19 protein-coding genes are annotated in these 18351 nt (G+C 73.3%); 7 read left to right on the forward strand and 12 right to left on the reverse strand.

From position 1 onward, the window contains the following. Window positions 1–122: 122 nt before the first annotated feature. From ACZ4NT_RS12785 to ACZ4NT_RS12795, 3 genes are all read right to left on the reverse strand, one after another. A complete protein-coding gene (locus tag ACZ4NT_RS12785) occupies window positions 123–1127 on the reverse strand; it encodes an N-acetylglucosamine kinase (RefSeq protein WP_467725157.1) in 1005 nt (334 codons plus the stop codon). Continuing rightward, complete coding sequence (locus ACZ4NT_RS12790; protein ID WP_121408394.1) at window positions 1124–1801, reverse strand: uracil-DNA glycosylase; 678 nt, start codon at window positions 1799–1801, stop codon at window positions 1124–1126. The genes ACZ4NT_RS12785 and ACZ4NT_RS12790 overlap by 4 nt, the downstream gene beginning before the upstream one ends. A gap of 284 nt (window positions 1802–2085) precedes the next feature. Further along, entirely contained in the window at window positions 2086–3171 is a 1086-nt protein-coding gene (locus tag ACZ4NT_RS12795) for a sialidase family protein (RefSeq protein ID WP_183117176.1), read from the reverse strand. Window positions 3172–3456: 285 nt separating this feature from the next. Between ACZ4NT_RS12795 and ACZ4NT_RS12800 the strand changes: the two genes are divergently transcribed. Then, entirely contained in the window at window positions 3457–4041 is a 585-nt protein-coding gene (locus ACZ4NT_RS12800) for an Rv1733c family protein (protein WP_121408392.1), read from the forward strand. Between the two features lie 185 nt (window positions 4042–4226). Here ACZ4NT_RS12800 and ACZ4NT_RS12805 read toward each other — a convergent pair whose 3' ends face one another. Continuing rightward, complete coding sequence (locus ACZ4NT_RS12805; protein WP_467725159.1) at window positions 4227–4610, reverse strand: hypothetical protein; 384 nt, start codon at window positions 4608–4610, stop codon at window positions 4227–4229. A gap of 303 nt (window positions 4611–4913) precedes the next feature. Then, window positions 4914–5993, reverse strand: coding sequence for an NADH:flavin oxidoreductase/NADH oxidase (locus tag ACZ4NT_RS12810; RefSeq protein ID WP_467725161.1), 1080 nt, complete (start codon window positions 5991–5993; stop codon window positions 4914–4916). Between the two features lie 159 nt (window positions 5994–6152). On the opposite strand from ACZ4NT_RS12810, the gene ACZ4NT_RS12815 reads away from it, so the two are divergent. After that, entirely contained in the window at window positions 6153–6512 is a 360-nt protein-coding gene (locus ACZ4NT_RS12815; protein WP_467725163.1) for an ArsR/SmtB family transcription factor, read from the forward strand. Window positions 6513–6968: 456 nt separating this feature from the next. Here ACZ4NT_RS12815 and ACZ4NT_RS12820 read toward each other — a convergent pair whose 3' ends face one another. Further along, window positions 6969–8321, reverse strand: coding sequence for an FAD-dependent oxidoreductase (locus ACZ4NT_RS12820; protein WP_467725165.1), 1353 nt, complete (start codon window positions 8319–8321; stop codon window positions 6969–6971). Between the two features lie 251 nt (window positions 8322–8572). Here ACZ4NT_RS12820 and ACZ4NT_RS12825 point away from each other — a divergent pair, with 251 nt between their 5' ends. Beyond that, window positions 8573–9037 (forward strand): DUF6214 family protein, encoded by a 465-nt coding sequence (locus tag ACZ4NT_RS12825; protein ID WP_467725166.1) that lies wholly within the window; start codon window positions 8573–8575, stop codon window positions 9035–9037. A gap of 39 nt (window positions 9038–9076) precedes the next feature. On the opposite strand, the gene ACZ4NT_RS12830 is transcribed toward ACZ4NT_RS12825, so the two are convergent. After that, window positions 9077–9733, reverse strand: a complete 657-nt coding sequence (locus tag ACZ4NT_RS12830; RefSeq protein WP_467725168.1) for a DUF305 domain-containing protein — start codon at window positions 9731–9733, stop codon at window positions 9077–9079. A 192-nt stretch (window positions 9734–9925) separates the two neighbouring features. Between ACZ4NT_RS12830 and ACZ4NT_RS12835 the strand changes: the two genes are divergently transcribed. Continuing rightward, window positions 9926–11428, forward strand: a complete 1503-nt coding sequence (locus tag ACZ4NT_RS12835) for a hypothetical protein (protein WP_121408386.1) — start codon at window positions 9926–9928, stop codon at window positions 11426–11428. On the opposite strand, the gene ACZ4NT_RS12840 is transcribed toward ACZ4NT_RS12835, so the two are convergent. Further along, window positions 11416–12108 (reverse strand): TetR family transcriptional regulator, encoded by a 693-nt coding sequence (locus tag ACZ4NT_RS12840; RefSeq protein WP_121408385.1) that lies wholly within the window; start codon window positions 12106–12108, stop codon window positions 11416–11418. The two genes, ACZ4NT_RS12835 and ACZ4NT_RS12840, sit on opposite strands and share 13 nt — an antisense overlap. Window positions 12109–12308: 200 nt before the next feature. Here ACZ4NT_RS12840 and ACZ4NT_RS12845 point away from each other — a divergent pair, with 200 nt between their 5' ends. After that, window positions 12309–12554, forward strand: coding sequence for a DUF2630 family protein (locus tag ACZ4NT_RS12845; RefSeq protein WP_467725202.1), 246 nt, complete (start codon window positions 12309–12311; stop codon window positions 12552–12554). 13 nt (window positions 12555–12567) lie between these two features. Here ACZ4NT_RS12845 and ACZ4NT_RS12850 read toward each other — a convergent pair whose 3' ends face one another. The 4 genes from ACZ4NT_RS12850 to ACZ4NT_RS12865 form a co-directional block, all read right to left on the reverse strand. Beyond that, window positions 12568–13260: an HAD family hydrolase gene (locus ACZ4NT_RS12850; RefSeq protein WP_467725204.1), complete on the reverse strand. Its 693-nt coding sequence runs from the start codon at window positions 13258–13260 to the stop codon at window positions 12568–12570. 39 nt (window positions 13261–13299) lie between these two features. Further along, complete coding sequence (locus ACZ4NT_RS12855; protein ID WP_467725170.1) at window positions 13300–14025, reverse strand: phosphatase PAP2 family protein; 726 nt, start codon at window positions 14023–14025, stop codon at window positions 13300–13302. Between the two features lie 141 nt (window positions 14026–14166). Then, window positions 14167–15102, reverse strand: a complete 936-nt coding sequence (locus ACZ4NT_RS12860) for a M56 family metallopeptidase (RefSeq protein WP_121408383.1) — start codon at window positions 15100–15102, stop codon at window positions 14167–14169. A gap of 153 nt (window positions 15103–15255) precedes the next feature. Then, window positions 15256–15846 (reverse strand): DUF5134 domain-containing protein, encoded by a 591-nt coding sequence (locus ACZ4NT_RS12865; RefSeq protein ID WP_121408382.1) that lies wholly within the window; start codon window positions 15844–15846, stop codon window positions 15256–15258. A gap of 191 nt (window positions 15847–16037) precedes the next feature. On the opposite strand from ACZ4NT_RS12865, the gene ACZ4NT_RS12870 reads away from it, so the two are divergent. After that, the gene (locus ACZ4NT_RS12870; protein WP_467725173.1) at window positions 16038–17690 is read left to right on the forward strand and encodes an FUSC family protein; all 1653 of its coding nucleotides are present in this window, start codon (window positions 16038–16040) and stop codon (window positions 17688–17690) included. Beyond that, on the forward strand, window positions 17687–18319 hold the full coding sequence (locus ACZ4NT_RS12875; RefSeq protein ID WP_467725175.1) for a MarR family winged helix-turn-helix transcriptional regulator: 633 nt from the start codon (window positions 17687–17689) through the stop codon (window positions 18317–18319). The genes ACZ4NT_RS12870 and ACZ4NT_RS12875 overlap by 4 nt, the downstream gene beginning before the upstream one ends. The last annotated feature ends 32 nt before the right edge of the window (window positions 18320–18351 follow it).

The following is an 18351-nucleotide window of genomic DNA, read 5'->3' on the forward strand; positions in this document are numbered from 1 at the left end:
TCTCATGCGTTACGTACGGATTAGAAATGATCACTGCCGTACCACTTGACGCGCGCACCGCGACTGTCTATGTCCATCCCCGAGCGTCGAAGGGGTACTCCTCGCCTACCCGGCGAAATGCGTCAATCCGGCTTCTCGGCCACCACGTACAGCATGCGGTCGTCGGGGGGCAGTGCGAGCCTGCCGAGCGCGAGGTCGATGCCGATGAGCATGGCCCCGTGCAGTGGATCGCCCGCGGCCGGAACCGGACGGGCCTGGGGCAGCTGCTCCGCCAACTCCTCGCGCAGCGGTGCGAGGAGCGGTTCCCCAATCTTGAACAGGCCGCCGGTGAGGGCGACTTGCACTTCGCCGCCGTCCCGGCCGGCCGGACAGACCGCGGCGGCGGATTCGGCCATGTGCCGGGCCGCCGCTCGCAGGACGTCCGCCGCCACCGGATCGGTCCCCGCACACGCCGCCACCTCGGGAGCGAACGAGGCCAGCACGGCGGCCCGGTCGGCCCGCGAGTACAGCCGGCCCGGCAGCTCGGGCGCCGGCCCGAACACCTCTTCGGCGCGTACGAGGAGCGCCGCCGACCCTCCGTGACGCCCGTCGAAGGCCCGTACGGCCGCGTCGAGGCCGGCGCGTCCGATCCAGGCGCCGCCGCCGCAGTCCCCGAGCAGATGGCCCCAGCCGTCCGCCCGGCGCCAGCTCCGCAGATCCGTACCGATCGCGATCATGCCCGTCCCCGCGGCGATCACGGCGCCCGGCCGCGACCCCAGAGCGCCCGTGTACGCGGTGACGGCGTCGGCGGCCAGCACCACGCGCCGCACGCCCAGTTCACGCCGCAGGGCGGACGGCAGCTCGGCACGCAGATCGTCGCCCAAGGTGGCGAAACCGGCCGCCCCGAGGGCGAGCGCCCCGAGCTCGTCGACCCCGGAGTCGGCCATCAGCCGCCGGGCCATCGGCAGCAGTTGCTCCAGCAGATGTCCCGCGTCGATGCCGCGCGGACCGGTGCGCACTGGCTCCCCGGACGCCAGCGGCCCGGGACGTGCGGTGCCGGCGTCGACGGGGACACCGAGCGCGGCACGCACCCCCGAGCCGCCCGAGTCCACGGCCAGGACACCGGACACCGGGGCGGACCGCGTCACGGCAGTCGCCAGTCCACCGGTTCGACGCCCTGCCCGGTCAGGAGGTCGTTGGCGCGGCTGAAGGGGCGGGAACCGAAGAAGCCCCGGTCGGCCGACATGGGAGACGGGTGCGCGGACTCGATCGACGGAAGGTCTCCGAGCAGCGGACGCAGATTCCGGGCGTCACGGCCCCACAGGATCGACACCAGCGGCCTGCCGCGGGCCGCCAGCGCCCGTATGGCCTGTTCGGTGACTTCTTCCCAGCCTTTGCCCCGGTGGGCCGCGGGGCTGCGCGGGGCCGTCGTGAGGGCTCGGTTCAGCAGCAGCACGCCCTGTTGCGTCCAGGGCGTGAGGTCACCGTTGGACGGCTGCGGCAGCCCCAGGTCGGTGGTGAGCTCGCGGTAGATGTTGATCAGGCTGCCGGGCAGCGGCCGTACCTCCGGCGCGACCGAGAACGACAGACCCACCGCGTGCCCCGGGGTGGGGTAGGGGTCCTGCCCGACGATGAGGACGCGCACCTCGTCGAACGGCTGCTGGAAGGCGCGCAGGACATGCGGCCCGGCCGGGAGGTAGGTGCGCCCCGAGGCGATCTCCGCGCGGAGGAAGTCCCCCATCGCGGCGATCCGTCCGGCGACGGGTTCCAGGGCCTTCGCCCAGCCTGCTTCGACGATTTCATGCAACGGTCGTGGTGCCACGGGCGTCACCCTACTGCCGTACGGGCGGCGGCGATCAACCGGTGGGCGGAGGCCGACCGGAGATGACCGGTGACGACCGGGTCGGCGCCCCGAGCGGCGACGATCGCCCGATGGTCCGCGGTCGTCCATGGCCGGTGCCTCGTCGCGTCCGGTGCTCCGCGGTCGTCCACGGCGCGTGGCCTCGTCCTCCCGTGCCTCCCGGTCGGCCACGGCCCGTGTCCATGCCGTCCGGGACCCCCGGTGCCGCGCCGGCCCGGGCCGGTGTCCTGTCGCCTGACGGCCGCTCAGCCGACCACCGCCGCCCGCACGCACAGCACGTCCGGCAGATGGGAGGCCAGTTGCTGCCAGCTGTCGCCGTCGTCGGACGAGGCGAACACTTCGCCGTTGCGATTGCCGAAGTACACCCCCGCCGGGTCCGCGTCGTCGGTGCACAGGGCGTCGCGCAGCACCGTGCCGTAGTGGTCCTCGTCCGGGAGCCCTGCCGTGAGGGGCTCCCAGGTCTTGCCCGCGTCCGCGGTGCGGAACACCCGGCAACGGCGGTCGGCCGGCACCCGATCCGCGTCGGCGTTGATCGGGAAGACGTACGCCGTGTCCCCGCGGTGCGGATGAGCCGCCACGGCGAACCCGAACGTGGACGGCAGCCCCGCGCCGATGTCCGTCCAGTGCGCGCCCGCGTCGTCGCTTCGGTAAACACCCCAGTGGTTCTGCAGATACAGCCGGTCCGGATTCACCGCGTCCCGCGCGACCTTGTGCACACACTGACCGAACTCCGGGTTCGGATCCGGCAGGAACACCGCCGAGACACCGGAGTTGGACGGTGTCCAGCTCGCGCAGCCGTCGGTGGTGCGGAAGACCCCGGCGGTGGAGACGGCCACTGTGACGGCCTGCGGGTCGCGGTCGTCGGTGAGGATGGTGTGCAGCCCCTCGCCGCCACCGCCCGGCACCCACTTCGAGCGGGTGGGGTGCTCCCAGAGCGGGCGCACCAGGTCGAAGGTCTCGCCCCGGTCGTCGGAGCGGTACAGGGCGGCCGGCTCGGTGCCCGCGTAGACCACGTCCGGCTCGGCGGCCGCCGGGTGCAGCTGCCACACCCGCTCCAGCGAAGCCCCGGTGTCCTTGGGGAACTTGACGGCGGGTCGGGCCGGCTCGGTCCACGAGCGGCCCAGGTCGTCCGAGTGGAAGACGGAGGGCCCCCAGTGCGCGCTGTCCCCTCCGGCCAGCAGCCTCGGGGTCTCGCCGCGGGTGTCGATGGCGACCGAGTAGACGGCCTGCGCGTTGAAGTACGGACTCTCGTCGAACTCCCAGGCGCCGCCCCGGCGCCGGCCGACGAAGAGTCCCTTGCGTGTACCTACGGTGAGCAGTACGTCGGCCATGCCGACCACCTCCGCGACGTCGTTGTCCCAGCACCGGCCAGTCTGCACCCCGGCACTGACAGTCACCCCCCGACCGGCATCGTCGCAGGTCAGAGCGTGGTGTCGGGGGCCGCGCCCCGTCACCGCCCCTTCCTCGGTGCCTCCTGGCCCCGGGCCGCCCGCAGGAGGAGGGGGCGGGCAGGCATGAGGCCGCCAACTCGGAGCATTCGTATGAGCATCGAGGAGACGGCTCCCGTATGGGATTGCGGTCCGGCATGTCCCTGAGCCCGTGAGGAGGATGCCCCGATGGCGGCATTCCGTGGTCCGAAGCTGTGGCTGTGGCGGTGGCGACGCAACCCACTGCGCCGTCCCAGTGACGCCCTGGAGGCGTGGATCCTGCTCGTCGCCTGGACCGTCACCGTGCTGTGCGGGGTCTTCACGGGACTGACGATGGCGAGGTCCGTCGAGAGCGACCTCGCCCGGGAGCGCGTCGAGTGGCGTCCCGTCACGGCGCTGATCACCGAGGACGCGCCGCGGCTGCGGACCGCCGCCTCGTCCTCCGGTGCCGACCGGGTGTGGGCCAGGGTGCGCTGGACCGCGGCCGACGGCACGGTGCACGCCGGGCAGGCCCGGGTCGAGTCGGGCAGCGCGGCGGGCACCGCGGTGACCGTGTGGACGGACCGCTCCGGCCGCCTGGTCGCCCAGCCCGTCTCCGCCTCCCAGGCCCGGCTGCGGGCGTCCCTGGTCGGCTTCCTGGTCGGGGTCGGCGCGGCGAGCGTGCCCTTCGCGTCGGGCCGTCTGATCCGTGGCCGACTGGACCGCCGGCGCATGGCGCAGTGGGACGAGGAATGGCAGCGGTTCGGTCCTCTGTGGGGCCGCAAGACAAGCTGACCCCCGCCACGCGCCCAGCGCCGACTGTCCGGACGCCGCCTGCCTCCTCCCACCTGCCCGTCACCACGCAACCAACCCGGCGCCCCCGGCCTGCCGACGCCCGGTGCATCGACCGGGGTGAAGCGGCCGCCCCCGCACTCCGGCAACCCCGGCCCGCGGTGCACCGACCGGGGTGACCGCGTCCCTCATCCGCCGTCCCGGCCCGGCGCCGTCGTGACGCCGGCGCGCCGCCACGCGGGCCGACGGCCCTCGTCCTCCGCCCGGCCGCCCGCCACCCCCTCCCGGCGGGCCCGCAGCAACCGCTCGTCCTCCAGGGTGTCGCTGCCGTCGAAGCCTCCCGAGCGGGCCAGGTGCCTGCGCGGGGTGGCGAGTTCGGCGTGGAGCAGGTCGTGGAGGGGTGCCCCCGCCGGGCCCGTGCGGGCGAGGCGGCCGGCGATGGTGCCGCGGGTCTGCGCGTTCTCCTGCCTGGCGACGTGGAGGACCGGGAGGACCGGCTCGGCGTCCCCGGTGACCTGCCGCAGCGCGGACGCCGCCGTGGTCCGCTCCCAGACCCCGTCGGGGCCGCGCATGCGACGCAGCGCGTGCCGCCTGCCCGAGACGGCCCCGTGCCTCGGCGGCCGTCCGCCGCGGAAAGGAACGCTCGTCCGTCAACTCCCCACACGGCACGGGGAGTACGGCGTCGGGGTCCTGGTCCGGCGGCCACGGGGCCGCCGCCGCGGCCACCCCGCACTTGGTGGTGCACCGCGCCGCTCCTCCCGGGCGAACGGTCGTCACCTGACCGTGAGTGTGCACCACACCGCTGACAGCCGCGTCCGGGAGGCGGACCGGTCGGAGGGTCCCTCGGAATGTCCCGCGCCCGGTGGGGGAGTCGACTAGACGGAGCGGTGGTACTGCTCCGGCACGTGCACCTCGGCGCCCAGTTCGCGTGCCGCGAGGCGGGCGAAGGACGGATTGCGCAGCAGCTCACGGCCCAGCAGCACCGCGTCCGCCTCGCCGTTGGCGACGATCTTCTCCGCCTGCTCCACGTCGGTGATGAGGCCGACGGCCGCGACGGGCATCGGGGTCTCCGCCTTCACGCGGGCCGCGAAGGGGACCTGATAGCCCGGCCCCACCGGAATGCGGACTCCGGACGCGTTGCCGCCGGTGGACACGTCGAGGAGGTCCACTCCGTGCTCGTGGAGCTGCGCCGCGAAGCGCACGGTGTCGTCCGCGGTCCAGCCGCCGTCCTCCAGCCAGTCGGTGGCGGAGATGCGGAAGAACAGCGGCTTGTCGTCCGGCCACACCGCGCGCACGGCGTCCACGACCTCCAGGGCGAACCGGGTCCGGTTCTCGTACGAGCCGCCGTAGGCGTCGGTGCGGTGGTTAGTGTGCGGGGAGAGGAACTCGTTGAGCAGGTAGCCGTGGGCCCCGTGGAGCTCGGCGACCTCGAAGCCCGCGTCCAGCGCACGGCGGGCCGCGTCCACGAAGGCGGCGGTGATCCCGTGGATCTCCTCGACGGACAGTTCCGCGGGGACGGGGTGCTGCTCGTCGAAGGCGAGCGCGCTCGGCGCGACCGGCTGCCAGCCGTGGGCGTCCGTGCCGACGGGGCCGCCGCCCTTCCAGGGGCGGTCCGTGGAGGCCTTGCGGCCGCTGTGCGCGAGCTGGATGCCGGGCACCGTGCCCTGCGCGACGAGGAAGCGCGTGATCCGCCGGAACGCCTCCACCTGGGTGTCGTTCCAGATGCCGAGGTCGTACGGGCTGATGCGCCCCTCGGGGGAGACGGCGGTCGCCTCGACGATGACCAGACCCGTGCCGCCGGCGGCCCGGGCCGCGTAGTGCGAGAAGTGCCAGTCGTTCGGGGCGCCGGTGTCGGGTCCTTCCGGTGCGGCCGAGTACTGGCACATCGGCGGCATCCACACTCGGTTCGGGATGGTCAGATCGCGCAGGGTGTAGGGCTCGAAGAGCGCGCTCACGGCGGACTCCATTCGTCACGGGGGCAGGGGCCGACTCGTACGATAGGCATCGTAGTACGTGAAGTGTCAAACTACGAGAGTTCTCGTACAATGACCGTGGTGGGCCCGCTGCGCGGCCGTCGCCGCGTCCGCGGCCCGCCCCGACGAACTGGAGCAGCCGTGACGACCGCCGCCCCCGCAGGCAGCAGCCGCGATCTCCCGCACCCCGCGAACGACGAGATCCGCCTGGAGAGTGTGCTGCACGCGCTGTCCGACCCGATGCGGCTCCAGGTCGTGCGTGAGCTCGCCGCCGACGGCGACGAGCTCTCCTGCTCGCGTTTCGACCTGCCCGTCACCAAGTCCACGACCACGCACCACTTCCGGGTGCTGCGCGAGAGCGGCGTGATCCGGCAGGTCTACCGCGGGACGGCCAAGATGAACGGGCTGCGCAAGGACGACCTGGACGCACTGTTCCCCGGTCTCCTGGACAGCGTCCTGGCCGCGGCCGCCCGGCAGGCGGACCGGCTCGCCGCCGGCTGACGGACCGGCCGGCCCGGTGGCCTCCGCCGCCTCGCCCGTACCGATGGCTTCGTCCGAACCGGCCCTGCCGGGCAGCTGGTCGAAGAGCAGGTCCAGCGCGATCGCGGTCGGGCATCCGGCGCTGATTCCGCTGTCCATCACCGTCTGGAACCAGTCGGGGAACCTCTCGTGGACCGGGGACACGGCCGGCCGGCAGCATCGCCGTCGGACGCGCCGCCCCCCCGTCAACGTCTCGTGGGAGAGCGGCCAGGAAGCTGACCAGCGGAAGGGCGTGCCCGGCGCAGCCGGCGTTCCACCGGAGCCGGCCAATTGCTTCCGCAAGCTCGGGCTGCGCTGGGCACTTCCAGTCCGCCCTGCGGGCCCCCTCGTCCGGGTCCCACGGCACAGTCTCCGTCCGGACCCTGCCCGGAACCCCTCCGTCCGGCCTCCTGCCGGACCCCGCCCCGGAGAGGCAGGTCAGCTTCCTTCCGTGCCCGCCGCCGCGCGCAGCGACGCCCAGTCGGGCAGTTTGACGACGCCCCGCCCGAGCGAGGCGCCCAGCTCCGCCTCCGCGCGTTCGATCGCCTGCCACCCGGTCCACTCCACCGGTGCCGCTCCGGCCGCCCGCAGCGCCGCGAGCGGATCCGCGGGCGTGTCCCGGCGTGCCAGGACGGGGGCGTCCTCCAGGAGCGAGGTGACCGTCTCCTTGGCGCAGGGCCGGTTGGTGCCGATGACTCCGGTCGGGCCCCGCTTGATCCAGCCCGCCACGTACTCGCCGGGAGCGACGACGCCGTCCCGCAGGACCCGCCCCGCGAGGTGCGGCACCGTGCCCCGGGTGGCGTCGAACGGCAGGCCCTCCAGCGGCACTCCGCGATAGCCCACCGACCGCAGGACCAACTGCGCCTCGATGTCCTCGTAGCGGCCCGTGCCGGTCACCCCGCCGTGTCCGTCCGGTACCGTCCGCTCGAAGCGCACCGCCCCCACCCGCCCGTCGTCGGCGGGGAGGAGTTCGACCGGTCGCAGGAAGAAGCGCAGCCGGATCCTCCGGTGCCGGCCGAGGGGTGGCGCGGCGGCCCAGACCCGCATCACCTCGACGTTGCGGCGGACGGCGGCGGGCAGGCCCGACGGGTCGGCGTACCCGGGGTCGAGCTCCAGTTCCCGTGGATCCACGACCACGTCGACGTCGGGCATGGCGCCCAGCTCACGGAGTTCCTTGGTGGTGAAGCGGGCCTGCGAGGGGCCGCGCCGCCCGACCATGTGGATCTCCGTGATCTCGCTGGCGGCCAGAGCGGTGAGCGCCGCGTGCGGTATGTCCGTCGGGCTGAGCTCGGTGATGCCGCGCGCCAGCATCCGCGTCACGTCGACGGCGACGTTCCCGACGCCGATGACGACGGCCGTCCGCGCACCCGCCACGAATCCGTCGGCGGTGGAGTCGGGGTGGGCGCTGTACCAGGACACGAACTCGGTCGCCGACCAGCTCCCGGGCAGCTCCTCACCGGGGACGCCCAGGTGGCGGTCGGTGGCGGCGCCCACGCAGTACACGACGGCGTGGTACAGCTCGCGCAACCGGGTGGCGGGCAGACCCCCCGGGCCGACCTGGACGCCGCCCAGGAACCGGACCCGCTCGTCCTCCAGGACCGTGCGCAGATTGTTCTGGAGGGACTTGATCTTCTCGTGGTCGGGCGCCACCCCGTAGCGGACGAGTCCGTACGGGCAGGGCAGCCGGTCGAGCACGTCGACGCGGACGCCGGGGAGCAGATCCTGCTGGACGAGACTCTGGGCGGTGTAGACCCCGCTGGGCCCCGAGCCGACGACGGCGACCTTCAGCACGGCGGAACTCCTTCCCGACGTCGAACGGTCCGAGGAGATCGCTGGTAGCTGGCTCCAGCATGGCACCGGGGGGCCTCCGGCGGGAGGGGGTGCGGCGGAGGGGCTCCACGCCCGGGCTCCGCCGACGGGGTACGGAGGCCGCCGTTGGTATGCGTGCCTATTCGCATGGAATGTGATCATGCGGTTACGTAGCGTATGTGCTCGAAGCATCCTTTCTTAATCTTTCTGATCGTGATCGACCGGATGGGGCGGTGTCCGTGCGGCCCGCGTGGGAAGTGCGGGAAGACGGCAGCCGGACGTCCTGGTTCGACGTGCGGCTCGCCTTCGCCGACGGTGCCCGGGTCGACGTCCTCGCGGTGGTGTCGCGGGAGGGCGTCTCCGTCGAGGACGTGCGGTCCTCTCCGCCCCTGTCCCTCGACGATCTGACGGTGCTCGCCGAGTGGCTCGAGGGGCCGCTGTACGAGGCGTGCGGCGCCGGGGGCGAGGGGTCGGGCGAGGTGCGGCAGGCGCCTCCGCGTCGGGCTCGGCCGCCCTGGCCGCGCGGCACGGAGGGGCGGCGCCTGGTGGCGGAGGAGTACCGGGCGGCCCAGGAGGACGGCCAGGACCCCGTTCTCGCGGTCATGTGCGCGACCGGGCACAGCCGCAGGCGCTCGCTGCGGCTGATCGCCGCCGCCCGTGACGCGGGTTTCCTGACGCCGCGTCACATCCGTCGCTGACCGGGCCCTTCGGTCGGGGCGTCGGTGGCCGGGACCGCGTCACATGTCGCGCATGCGGCTGATCTCGCTGGTCTGCTGGGCGATCACGTCGTCCGCCATCTCCTCGATCTGGACGTTGTTGCCCTGCGCCTTCACGTCGGTGGCCATCGTGATCGCCCCGTCGTGATGGGTGATCATCAGCTTGAGGAAGAGTTCGTCGAAGGCCTTGCCCCGGGCGGCGCGCAGCGTCTTCAACTGCGCCTCGGTCGCCATGCCGGGCATGGCCTCGTGCCGGTGTCCCGTGTCTCCCTTCGATCCGCCGTGCTGTTTCAGCCAGCTCTTCATGACGGCTATCTCGGGTCCCTGGGCGGCCGTGATGCGGTCGGCGAGCCGGCGCACCTTCTTCGACGCCGTCCGCTTCGGCACGAGTCCGGTCATCTCCAGTGCCTGGCCGTGGTGCTCGATCATCATCCGCGCGTAGGCGAGGTCCGCCGAATTCGGTGCGCCGTCACCGGAGTTCTGCTTGCGGGCGTCCTCGGCGGAGAGTGTTTCGGCCGCCTCACCGGGTTTTCCGGGCGCGATCACCGAAGGGCCGCCCGTCGACGGGGACTTGGCGTCGGCTCCCGGCGAGTCGGAGTCACAGCCCGCGAGTACGAGAACGGCAGCCGCCAGCGAGGCTGTGACCAGGCACGCGCGGGACGTACGGCGAACGAGCACAACGACCTCCTGAGGCCCAGGTGTTGACGGGCACCTCTCGGTGCCGAGAACCGTCCTAGCACGCTTCCGCGTGCTGGTGATCAAAAACTTTTATTAAGGCTCCGTTGCCATCTGTTGATCTGTGCATGATGAAGACGATACTTCGGGGGTCCGTGGACCGTTCGAACCCGAACGGCGACTAGGGAGGACACAGTGACCCTGTTGAACAACCCCAGAACGCGGCGCAGACGCCTCGGAGTTGCCGCAGCCGCGGCAGGACTCCTGGCCACGCTGCTCACGGCCGGCCCGGCGGCCGCGATCCCCGACCCCGGGGACGGCCCCGCCACGCAGGAGAAGATCTCCAGGAGCGAGGCCGCCGAGGTGAAGGCGGACATCGCGGCGGGCGACATACCCGGGCAGGACGAGGTCGTCCACTCCGACAACATCGAACACCTCGTCAACATCCCCAAGGACACGCTCGCCGGATTCAACTCGGACCTGGCCTTCCAGGGTCACTACGCGTTCGCCGGCAACTACGACGGCTTCCGCATCTTCGACATCCGTGACCCCAAGGCGCCCAAGACGGTGGCGCAGGTGCTCTGCCCGGGCTCCCAGAACGACATCTCCGTCTCCGGGGACCTGCTCTTCCTCTCCACCGACTCCTCGCGCAGCGACAACTCCTGCAACAGCACCACGCAGCCGGCGACGGAGAAGTCCTCGTGGGAGGGCATGAAGGTCTTCGACATCAGCGACAAGGCGAACCCGAAGTACGTCGCCGCCGTGGAGACCGCCTGCGGTTCGCACACCCACACGCTGGTGCCCGAGCGCCGGAACGTCTACGTGTACGTCTCCTCGTACTCGCCGAACGCCTCGTTCCCCGACTGCCAGCCGCCGCACGACGGCATCACGGTCATCAAGGTGCCGCGCAAGGCCCCCGAGAAGGCCGCGGTCGTCAACTTCCCCGTCCTGTTCCCCGGTGAGGGGCCCGACGGCGGCGGCAACCCGGGTGCCCCCACCAACCCGGGCGTCTCCAAGACCACCGGCTGCCACGACATCACCGTGCTGCCCTCCAAGGACCTCGCGGCCGGCGCCTGCATGGGCGACGGCATCCTCTTCTCCATCGAGGACCCGGAGAACCCCAAGGTCATCGACCAGGTCCAGGACAACGTGAACTTCGCGTTCTGGCACTCGGCGACCTTCAACCAGAAGGCCGACAAGGTCGTCTTCACCGACGAGCTCGGCGGCGGCGGCGCGCCCACGTGCAACGAGGCCATCGGCCCGAACCGCGGCGCCGACGGCGTCTACGACATCGTCGGCCGCGGCGACCACCGCAAGCTCGTCTTCCGGAGCTACTACAAGATCCCGCGCCACCAGGCCGACACCGAGAACTGCGTGGCCCACAACGGCTCGCTCATCCCGGTCAAGGGCAGGGACATCATGGTCCAGGCCTGGTACCAGGGCGGTGTCTCCGTCTGGGACTTCACGAACTCCGCCGCCCCGAAGGAGATCGCCTACTTCGAGCGCGGACCGCTGTCCACCACCGGCCTCGCGACCGGCGGCTCCTGGTCGGCGTACTACTACAACGGCTACATCTACTCGAACGACATCGCCAAGGGCTTCGACGTGCTGAAGCTCAGCGACCGGCGCACGGACCCGGCCAAGCGGATCCGGCTGGACGAGCTCAACGTCCAGTCGCAGCCGGACTACTTCGACTGACCGGACGGCTCCGGTCCGGACGCCTCGCGGCTCTCCGTCGCGAAGAACCGTGACAGGTCCTCGTCGTCGATCCCGCCGGATGCCCCGGCATCCGGCGGGATGCCCATCGAGCGGTCCAGGCCGTAGCGCTTGAACAGTTCGGCCCGCAGCACCGGCACCGGCATCGGCACCCCCGGCACCAGCGCCGCGAACACCGCGCCCATCAGCAGCGCCCGCAGCATCGGATAGTCGGCGGCGGCGTCCGGCGACCCGTGGCGCGCGACGGTCTCCCGCAGCAGCTCCGCCAGCCGCTGCTGTTCCGGGCACTGCACGAAACCCTCGGCCTGCAGAATCCCCGCCATGTGCTGCCGCATGAGAACGGGGTGGTCCCTGGTGAGTCCGAGGATGGCGTCGATCGCCCGCGCCATCCGCTCCCGGCCGTCGTCGGTGCGCGGCTCCCGCTCCAGCGCCTCTTCCAGCGTGCGGTGCATCAGCCGGTGCACGGCCGACTGCAGCAGCTGCCTCTTGCCGGGAAAGTAGTACGACACCAGGCCCCGCGCCGAACCCGCGCGATCCGCGATGTCCCCGAGCGTCGTCGCGTCGTATCCGCGCTCCCGGACCAGCTCCACGGCCGCCTGCAGAAGCCGCTCCCGGGAACGCCGCCGCAACTCTTCATTGACCGAGGCGCTGCGCGGGGACATGCTGTAACTCCTGCGTTGACTGGCTGCCAGCCAACTATACTCAACGCGTCCGGCCAAGACCCCCAGCGGGTCCGATCCGGGCTGCCGTCCGCCCTGGGCGACGCGGGGGATCGTCCAGGGCGGGCCTGCGCAGCCAGCTGTCGCAGCGCCGCCGATCCGTCCCTAGAGTTGTGGACACGGGGGCCGAGGAGGCGATGGACATGGATCAAGAGGAGATCCTGGCCAGGATCACGGCGATGGTGGACGACGAGCGGCGCCTTCGTGACGCCCTCGCCTCCGGAAGGATCGACAGCGCCACGGAGAACCAGCGGCTCGGACAACTGGAGCGCGAGCTCGACCGCTGCTGGGACCTGCTCCGCCAGCGCCGCGCGAAGACGGAGTTCGGCGAGAACCCGGACGAGGCGCGGGTGCGCCCCGCCTCGCAGGTCGAGGGCTACCAGAGCTGATCCGCCGGGCCGGTCAGTCGAGCAGGCCGAGCACCGGCCGCAGTCCCGCCGGGCGGTGGGCCACCGGCAGATGGTCCACGAAGTGCACGTCGCAGCCCAACGCCGCGGCGCCTCCGTCCGCCAGGCGGTCGTCCCCGACCATCACGGTGTCCTGCGGGGCGACTCCGAGCGCATCGCAGGCCGTCGCGAAGAGTCGTACGTCCGGCTTCTGTATGCCGTGCTCGTAGGAGAGCACATAGGCGCCGACGTACGCGTCCAGTCCGTGCTCGCGGAACACCGGGCGCAGATCCCAGCCGATGTTGCTGACCACGCCCACGGCGATCCCCCGCTCGCGCAGCGTTCCGAGCACCTCACGGGCGTCCGGGTACGCGGTCCAGGCGGCCGGGGCGCGGTGCCGGTCGTACAGGGCGTCGTAGAGTCCCGGATCGGGCAGCGGGACCTGGCGCGCGACTCCGGTGTACGCGGCCCGGTGCAGGTCGGCACTGCGGTCGCGTGCCGCCCACACCTCGGCCAGGTCCTCCGGGACCGGCCGGAGCGCGGAGGCGCCGCCCGGGAGCGCGCCCACCGCCTCCAGCTCCCGGGCCGCACCGATCAACTCGGGCTCGGGCAGGGAGACCTCGGCGTCCGCCAGCACGGCCCGCAGCCAGGCCTCGGTGGACTCGATACGGAAGAGGGTTCCGGAGAAGTCGAAAAGCGCACCTTTGATCGCCATGGGAGTCGATCCTTGATCTCTCCGTCGTGCCGGTCAAGACCGCCCCGGCCGTGGGCCGGGCGCGGGCGGCGCGGCCGGCGTTCCGGCGGGCTCGACCCAGCGGTGGTACGCCGCAACCGCCAGCGCGACCAGGAACGCCCCGATGAGCCAGCCGCCCAGGACGTCCGAGGGCCAGTGGACGCCCAGCCAGACGCGCGTGAGGCCGACACCCGCGGCGGAGACCACCGCGAGGGCGAGAGCGGTCCACCACAGGGCGCGCCCCGCGCCGTACCGGCGGAGCAGCCACAGCAGCAGCCCGCACACCACCGTCGCCGTCAAGGCGTGGCCGGAGGGGTAGGCCGAGTAGTGGGCGGAGTCCACGGGATCGGGCCAGACGGGGCGCCGGCGGTCGACGGCGGCCTTGATGCCCTGCTGCAGCAGCGTGCCCACCGCGCAGGTGACCGCCAGCCACAGGGCCGTCCGCCAGGCCGAGTGCTTCAGCACCAGCCAGAGGATGACGACCACGCAGAGGATGCGCATCGTCGTCGGATCCCACACCCAGTCGGTCAGCACGCGGAAGGCCCGGGTGGTGCCGGGTTCGTCGACCGCCCAGCGGTGCGTGGTGCGCGCGATGTCGCCGTCGGCGTTGAGCAGCGGACGCCAGGAGGACGCGACCAGCAGGAGGAGCGCGAGGGAGGCCACGGCGAGCGGCACCGCGACGAGGGCCGCGATCCGTGGGGCCGGTGCGCGGGCGGGCGTGTCGACGGGCGGGTGGTGCATACGTCGATCCTCGCCGAAGTCCGGCATTCCATGCCAATGTCCCGCTTTCGGGTCGCGGGCGGGAGGCCGGCACGCGCCCGTACGGCGCGGCGGGCGCCGCCCGTGCGCCGCGACGGCTGGGCGGTGTCCGGTCGCCGAGGGCTACCCGAGCGCCCGCAGGCCCGGCACGAACGCGATCAGCACGGGGATCACCGGCACCAGGGCGCCCGCCGCGGTCAGCCGCAGCCGGCGCGCCGCCGTCAGCCGGTCCGGCGGGGTGAGCAGGCGGTGGACGCGCTGCGGGACGTGGGCCTGCGGCGTCGGACAGGGCCCGAACACGCCCCGGTCCTCGTTGAGTTCGACCAGCGCGAGCGCGGTGGTGAGGCGGCCGAAGCGGCGCGACGCCATGTCGTCGGCGGCGAGTTCCACCAACCGGTGCATCTCGTTGCGGAATGCGGCGAAGACCGGTACCTGCGGGAACCCGTTGGCCAGCGCGCCCGAGCAGTGCAGCAGCCAGTCGTGACGCGCCTGCGCGTGGCCCTGCTCGTGGGCGAGGACGGCATCCAGCTGACGTCCGTGCAGCCGCTGCAACGCGGCCGTGGTGATGACGAGTTGGGGCGCGGCGCCGGGCAGCCACCAGGCGTCCGGACGCTCGCCCTCCAGCACCACCAGCCGGTCGCTGCCGGGCTCCTCACCCGGCAACAGCGGGGCGCGGTGCAGGAGTTCGGCGCGACGCCGCCTGCGGCGCGCCCCGGCGCGCATGATCTCGCGGGTCAGCATCGCCGCCGTCCACGCGCCTCCGCACGCGAGCGCCACGGCGGTCGCCGCGGCCCAGGGGCCGCCCGTGCTCAGCGCGTAGGCGTCCACGACGGAGTGCGGTGCCGGTGCGAACACATGGCCTCGCACGGCGACCCAGGCGGCGGCCGCGCTCAGCGTCATCGACAGCACGCAGCACAGCAGGACGCCCGCGACAACGCACTGCCACACCCACAGGGCGACCACCGGCTCGCGGTCCGGCCAGTCGGCCCGGGCGAGCAGCCGCGGAGCGACGACGGCGGCCAGGGCGCCGAGCAGCAACAGTGCCGCGGGGACCATCATGGGTGCAGCCTATGAGCGGGGACCGCCGGACGATACGGGCTGCCACGTCAAGTGACGCACGCCACGGGGCCGTACGCCCTCGGCCGCGCGGTCCGCCGCGGGACCCGCGCCCTCCCGGTGTGCCTGTCCGGTGCGGCCTCGTGCGCCGCGGGGTCAGAGGGTGAGCAGCATGGCCACCATGGCCATCCCCATCGAGAGCCGGCACGCCCGCGCCACTTCGGGGCGGTCGCCCCAGCCGACGGCGCCACCCCCGCGACCCGCCGGTGCCGGGGCCGCCGCGCCGGCCGGCCCGGCCGCGCCGGGCACCGGCAGCAGCCTGGTCCCGGACCACAGCACGTATCCCGCGAAATAGAGCAGGAGGGCGCCGGTCACCACCGGTATCCCGGAGGTGCCGTGGCCGGCGTGCCCGTGCGCGGCCGGGGACGCGGCCATCACCGCGCCCATGTAGGCCATCGCGCAGGCGCCCACCAGATGGTGCAGGTGATGGGCGCTCCGGCGGGCCGCCCAGAGCGCGCGGACGGCGGCGGAGCCGAACACCGCCGCGTACACCAGCCAGGTCCAGCGCGGCGGCGCCGCCACGGCGGCGGGTACCGCCATCGCGGCCATGCCGAAGCCCATGAGCGCCTCGCCGCCCGCGGCGCGGCGCTGCTCGTCGACCGGACTGCGCATCCGCAGCAGGCAGTAGGCGCCGGTCGCCGCGCACAGCGCGACGAGCAGCCAGCCGGGCGAAGCCGGTCCGTGCACCGCGCACCTCCCCCTTCGACGGTGTCGGACGGTCGGTCAGGGCATGCCCGGCCCGCTCGGTGCGCAAGCGAGCGCAAGGGTGTACGCGGGGGAGCGTGCGGGGGTGCACCGCAGGCCGGACGGCCGGGGGAGCGGATGCACGGATCAGGGGTGAATCGTTTACAGGTAAAACACCTGTTAAGGTTGTCCTCATGAGCAGTGCGTCCCCCATGTCTCCCCTCGCCCGCGTACGTCACCTTCCGCTCGCCGGAGCGCTCCGCCTGGGCAGGCCCTCGGACATCTGGTTCAAGCCCGCGCTGAGCGTCGTCGCCGCGGTCGCCCCGCCCAACCTCACCCTCCTCGCGCTCGGCCGTCTCGACCTGGCGATGTACACCATGGCCGGATCCCTCTGCGCGCTGTACGCCCACAACCGCCCGTACGCCGCCCGGGCGCGGGTGCTGGCCATGGTGGTGCTCGGCATGCTCGGCGGAGTGACCGTCGCCCTGACCACGGCGTCCCTCACCGGGAACACCGTCGTTTTGGTCACCGTCGGCGCGCTGCTGGCCGCCGTGCAGAAGACGCTGTGCGACGCCACCCGCGTCGGGCCGCCCGGGCACGTCATCCTCACCTTCATCAGCTCCGCGTCCCTCTTCGCGCCGCAGCACCTCGGCCAGGTCCCCGGGCACCTGGCGCTCGCCGCCTGCGCGGGTGCCTGGGCCTGGCTGGTCGGCATGGCGCCCGCCCTCCTGCGCCCGCACGGACCCGAGCGGCGGGCCACGGCGCAGGCGCTCGCCGCCGCGGCGACGTACGTGGAGACGCGGGGCACCGCGGACGGGCACGCGGGAAGCCGGGCAGCCGGTGCCGCCGCCGTCCACGCCGCCTGGCAGTGCCTGCTCTCCACAGGCGCCCGCTCGGCTTCCCGGCGCGCCCTGGAGCGGCTCGTGGTCCGCGCGGAGGTCGCGCTCGCCGCCCCCGCCGACACCGATGCCGGGCAGCTGCGCAGCTGGGCCGCCCGGCTGCGCGGTACCGGTCCCGTCCCGTCCGCGGGCGATCCCGGGACCGGTGAGCTGCTCGGCGTGGAGGCCGAACTCGACAGCCCGGCGCGCCCCTTGTCCGCCAGGCTCGCCCCGCTGGCCCCCATCGCCCTGCGCACCGCGCTCGGCTGCGCCCTCGCCGGCTACGTGTCACTCGCCCTCGGTGTCGGCCGCCCCTACTGGGCACTGGTCACCGCGGCCTCGCTCTACCAGGCCAACGTCACCCTCACCTGGAGCCGGGGAGTCCAGCGCGTGGTCGGCAATCTGGTCGGCGTGCTGGTCTTTGCCGCGATCGTCCCCCTCGCGCACCTAGGACAGGCCGCGCTCGTGCTGTGCTGCCTCCTGCTCAACTTCGGGGCCGAGGCGCTGATCGGCCGCAACTACTGGCTCGGCAGCGTCTGCGTCACCCCCATGGCGCTGCTCATCACCGAGTTCGCGCGCTACCAGGAGCCCGGTGAGCTGATGACCGACCGGGTGGTCGACACCCTCGTCGGCGCGCTCGTCGGATTCGCCGCGGCCGTCGTGGTCACCAACCGGCGGGCCGGCGACCGCATCGAGGAGGCCCTCGGCGCCGTCGAGCGCGCCCGTGGCCATGCGGCCCGCGTCCTGGCCGACCGGCAGGCCGCGCCCGGCGCCGTGGAAGCCGCGCGCCGCGCCCTCGCCGCCGCCACCGTCGAGCTGCGGGCCACGGCCGACGCGGCGGCGGGCGAGTGGTGGCAGCGCGCCCTGCCGGAGGAGCGGGTGATGCGGGCGGAGCAGGCCGCACACCGTACGCTCGCGGCGACGGTACGACGTCGGGGACCCCACTCCTTGGAGGACGCACAGGCATGACGGCAGCACACGGGCGGGCGGCGAAGGCGGCGGCCGGGCGGGCGCCGGCCGGGGACGCCCCGGGCAGCACACCCGGGAGCGGCTCCGAGGACACCGGGCCCGTGGCCGGGGCCGGGCCGGCGGCACCGGTGGACACGATGGCCGCCGTGGTACGGCAGTGGCAGTCCGTCCATCCCGGCCTCGACACCGGTCCGATGGAGATCATCGGCCGCATCAACCGCAGCGCGGCCCTCCTGCAACAGGCGGAGGACGCCCCGCTGCGCCGGGCCGGCCTGACCCGCCCGGAGTTCGACGTCCTCGGCACACTGCGGCGCACCGGCCACGAACTGACCCCGAGCGAGATCGCCCGCGAGACCTTCTCCTCCGGCGCGGCCGTCACCAAGCGGCTGAAGCAGCTCACCGAGCGCGGGCTGGTCGAACGCCGCGGCGACACCCGGGACCGCCGGGTCGCGCACGTCCGGCTGACCGACGAGGGGCGCGATCTCGTCGACGGCATCCTGCCCGAGCAGCTCGCCTACGAGACGACCGTCCTGTCCGGGATCGACTCCGGCCGGCAGCGGGAGCTCTCGGTCCTGCTCGGCGAGCTGCTGGGGCAGCTGGAAGGCGCGCTGGGCAGGCCGCGCGTGTGACCGGCCGCGGCGCACCGGGAGATCCGGGTCGC

The sequence above is a fragment of the Streptomyces sp. NPDC026417 genome, from assembly GCF_055567695.1.

What these genes read in the sequence shown, in the direction of transcription:
- ACZ4NT_RS12855 (WP_467725170.1), bottom strand. Translation starts at nt 14,025, where the DNA reads ATGCACCACCCGCCCGTCGACACGCCCGCCCGCGCACCGGCCCCACGG.
- ACZ4NT_RS12800 (WP_121408392.1), top strand. Translation starts at nt 3,457, where the DNA reads ATGGCGGCATTCCGTGGTCCGAAGCTGTGGCTGTGGCGGTGGCGACGC.
- ACZ4NT_RS12805 (WP_467725159.1), bottom strand. Translation starts at nt 4,610, where the DNA reads ATGCGCGGCCCCGACGGGGTCTGGGAGCGGACCACGGCGGCGTCCGCG.
- ACZ4NT_RS12870 (WP_467725173.1), top strand. Translation starts at nt 16,038, where the DNA reads ATGAGCAGTGCGTCCCCCATGTCTCCCCTCGCCCGCGTACGTCACCTT.
- ACZ4NT_RS12795 (WP_183117176.1), bottom strand. Translation starts at nt 3,171, where the DNA reads ATGGCCGACGTACTGCTCACCGTAGGTACACGCAAGGGACTCTTCGTC.
- ACZ4NT_RS12875 (WP_467725175.1), top strand. Translation starts at nt 17,687, where the DNA reads ATGACGGCAGCACACGGGCGGGCGGCGAAGGCGGCGGCCGGGCGGGCG.
- ACZ4NT_RS12840 (WP_121408385.1), bottom strand. Translation starts at nt 12,108, where the DNA reads ATGTCCCCGCGCAGCGCCTCGGTCAATGAAGAGTTGCGGCGGCGTTCC.
- ACZ4NT_RS12845 (WP_467725202.1), top strand. Translation starts at nt 12,309, where the DNA reads ATGGATCAAGAGGAGATCCTGGCCAGGATCACGGCGATGGTGGACGAC.
- ACZ4NT_RS12860 (WP_121408383.1), bottom strand. Translation starts at nt 15,102, where the DNA reads ATGATGGTCCCCGCGGCACTGTTGCTGCTCGGCGCCCTGGCCGCCGTC.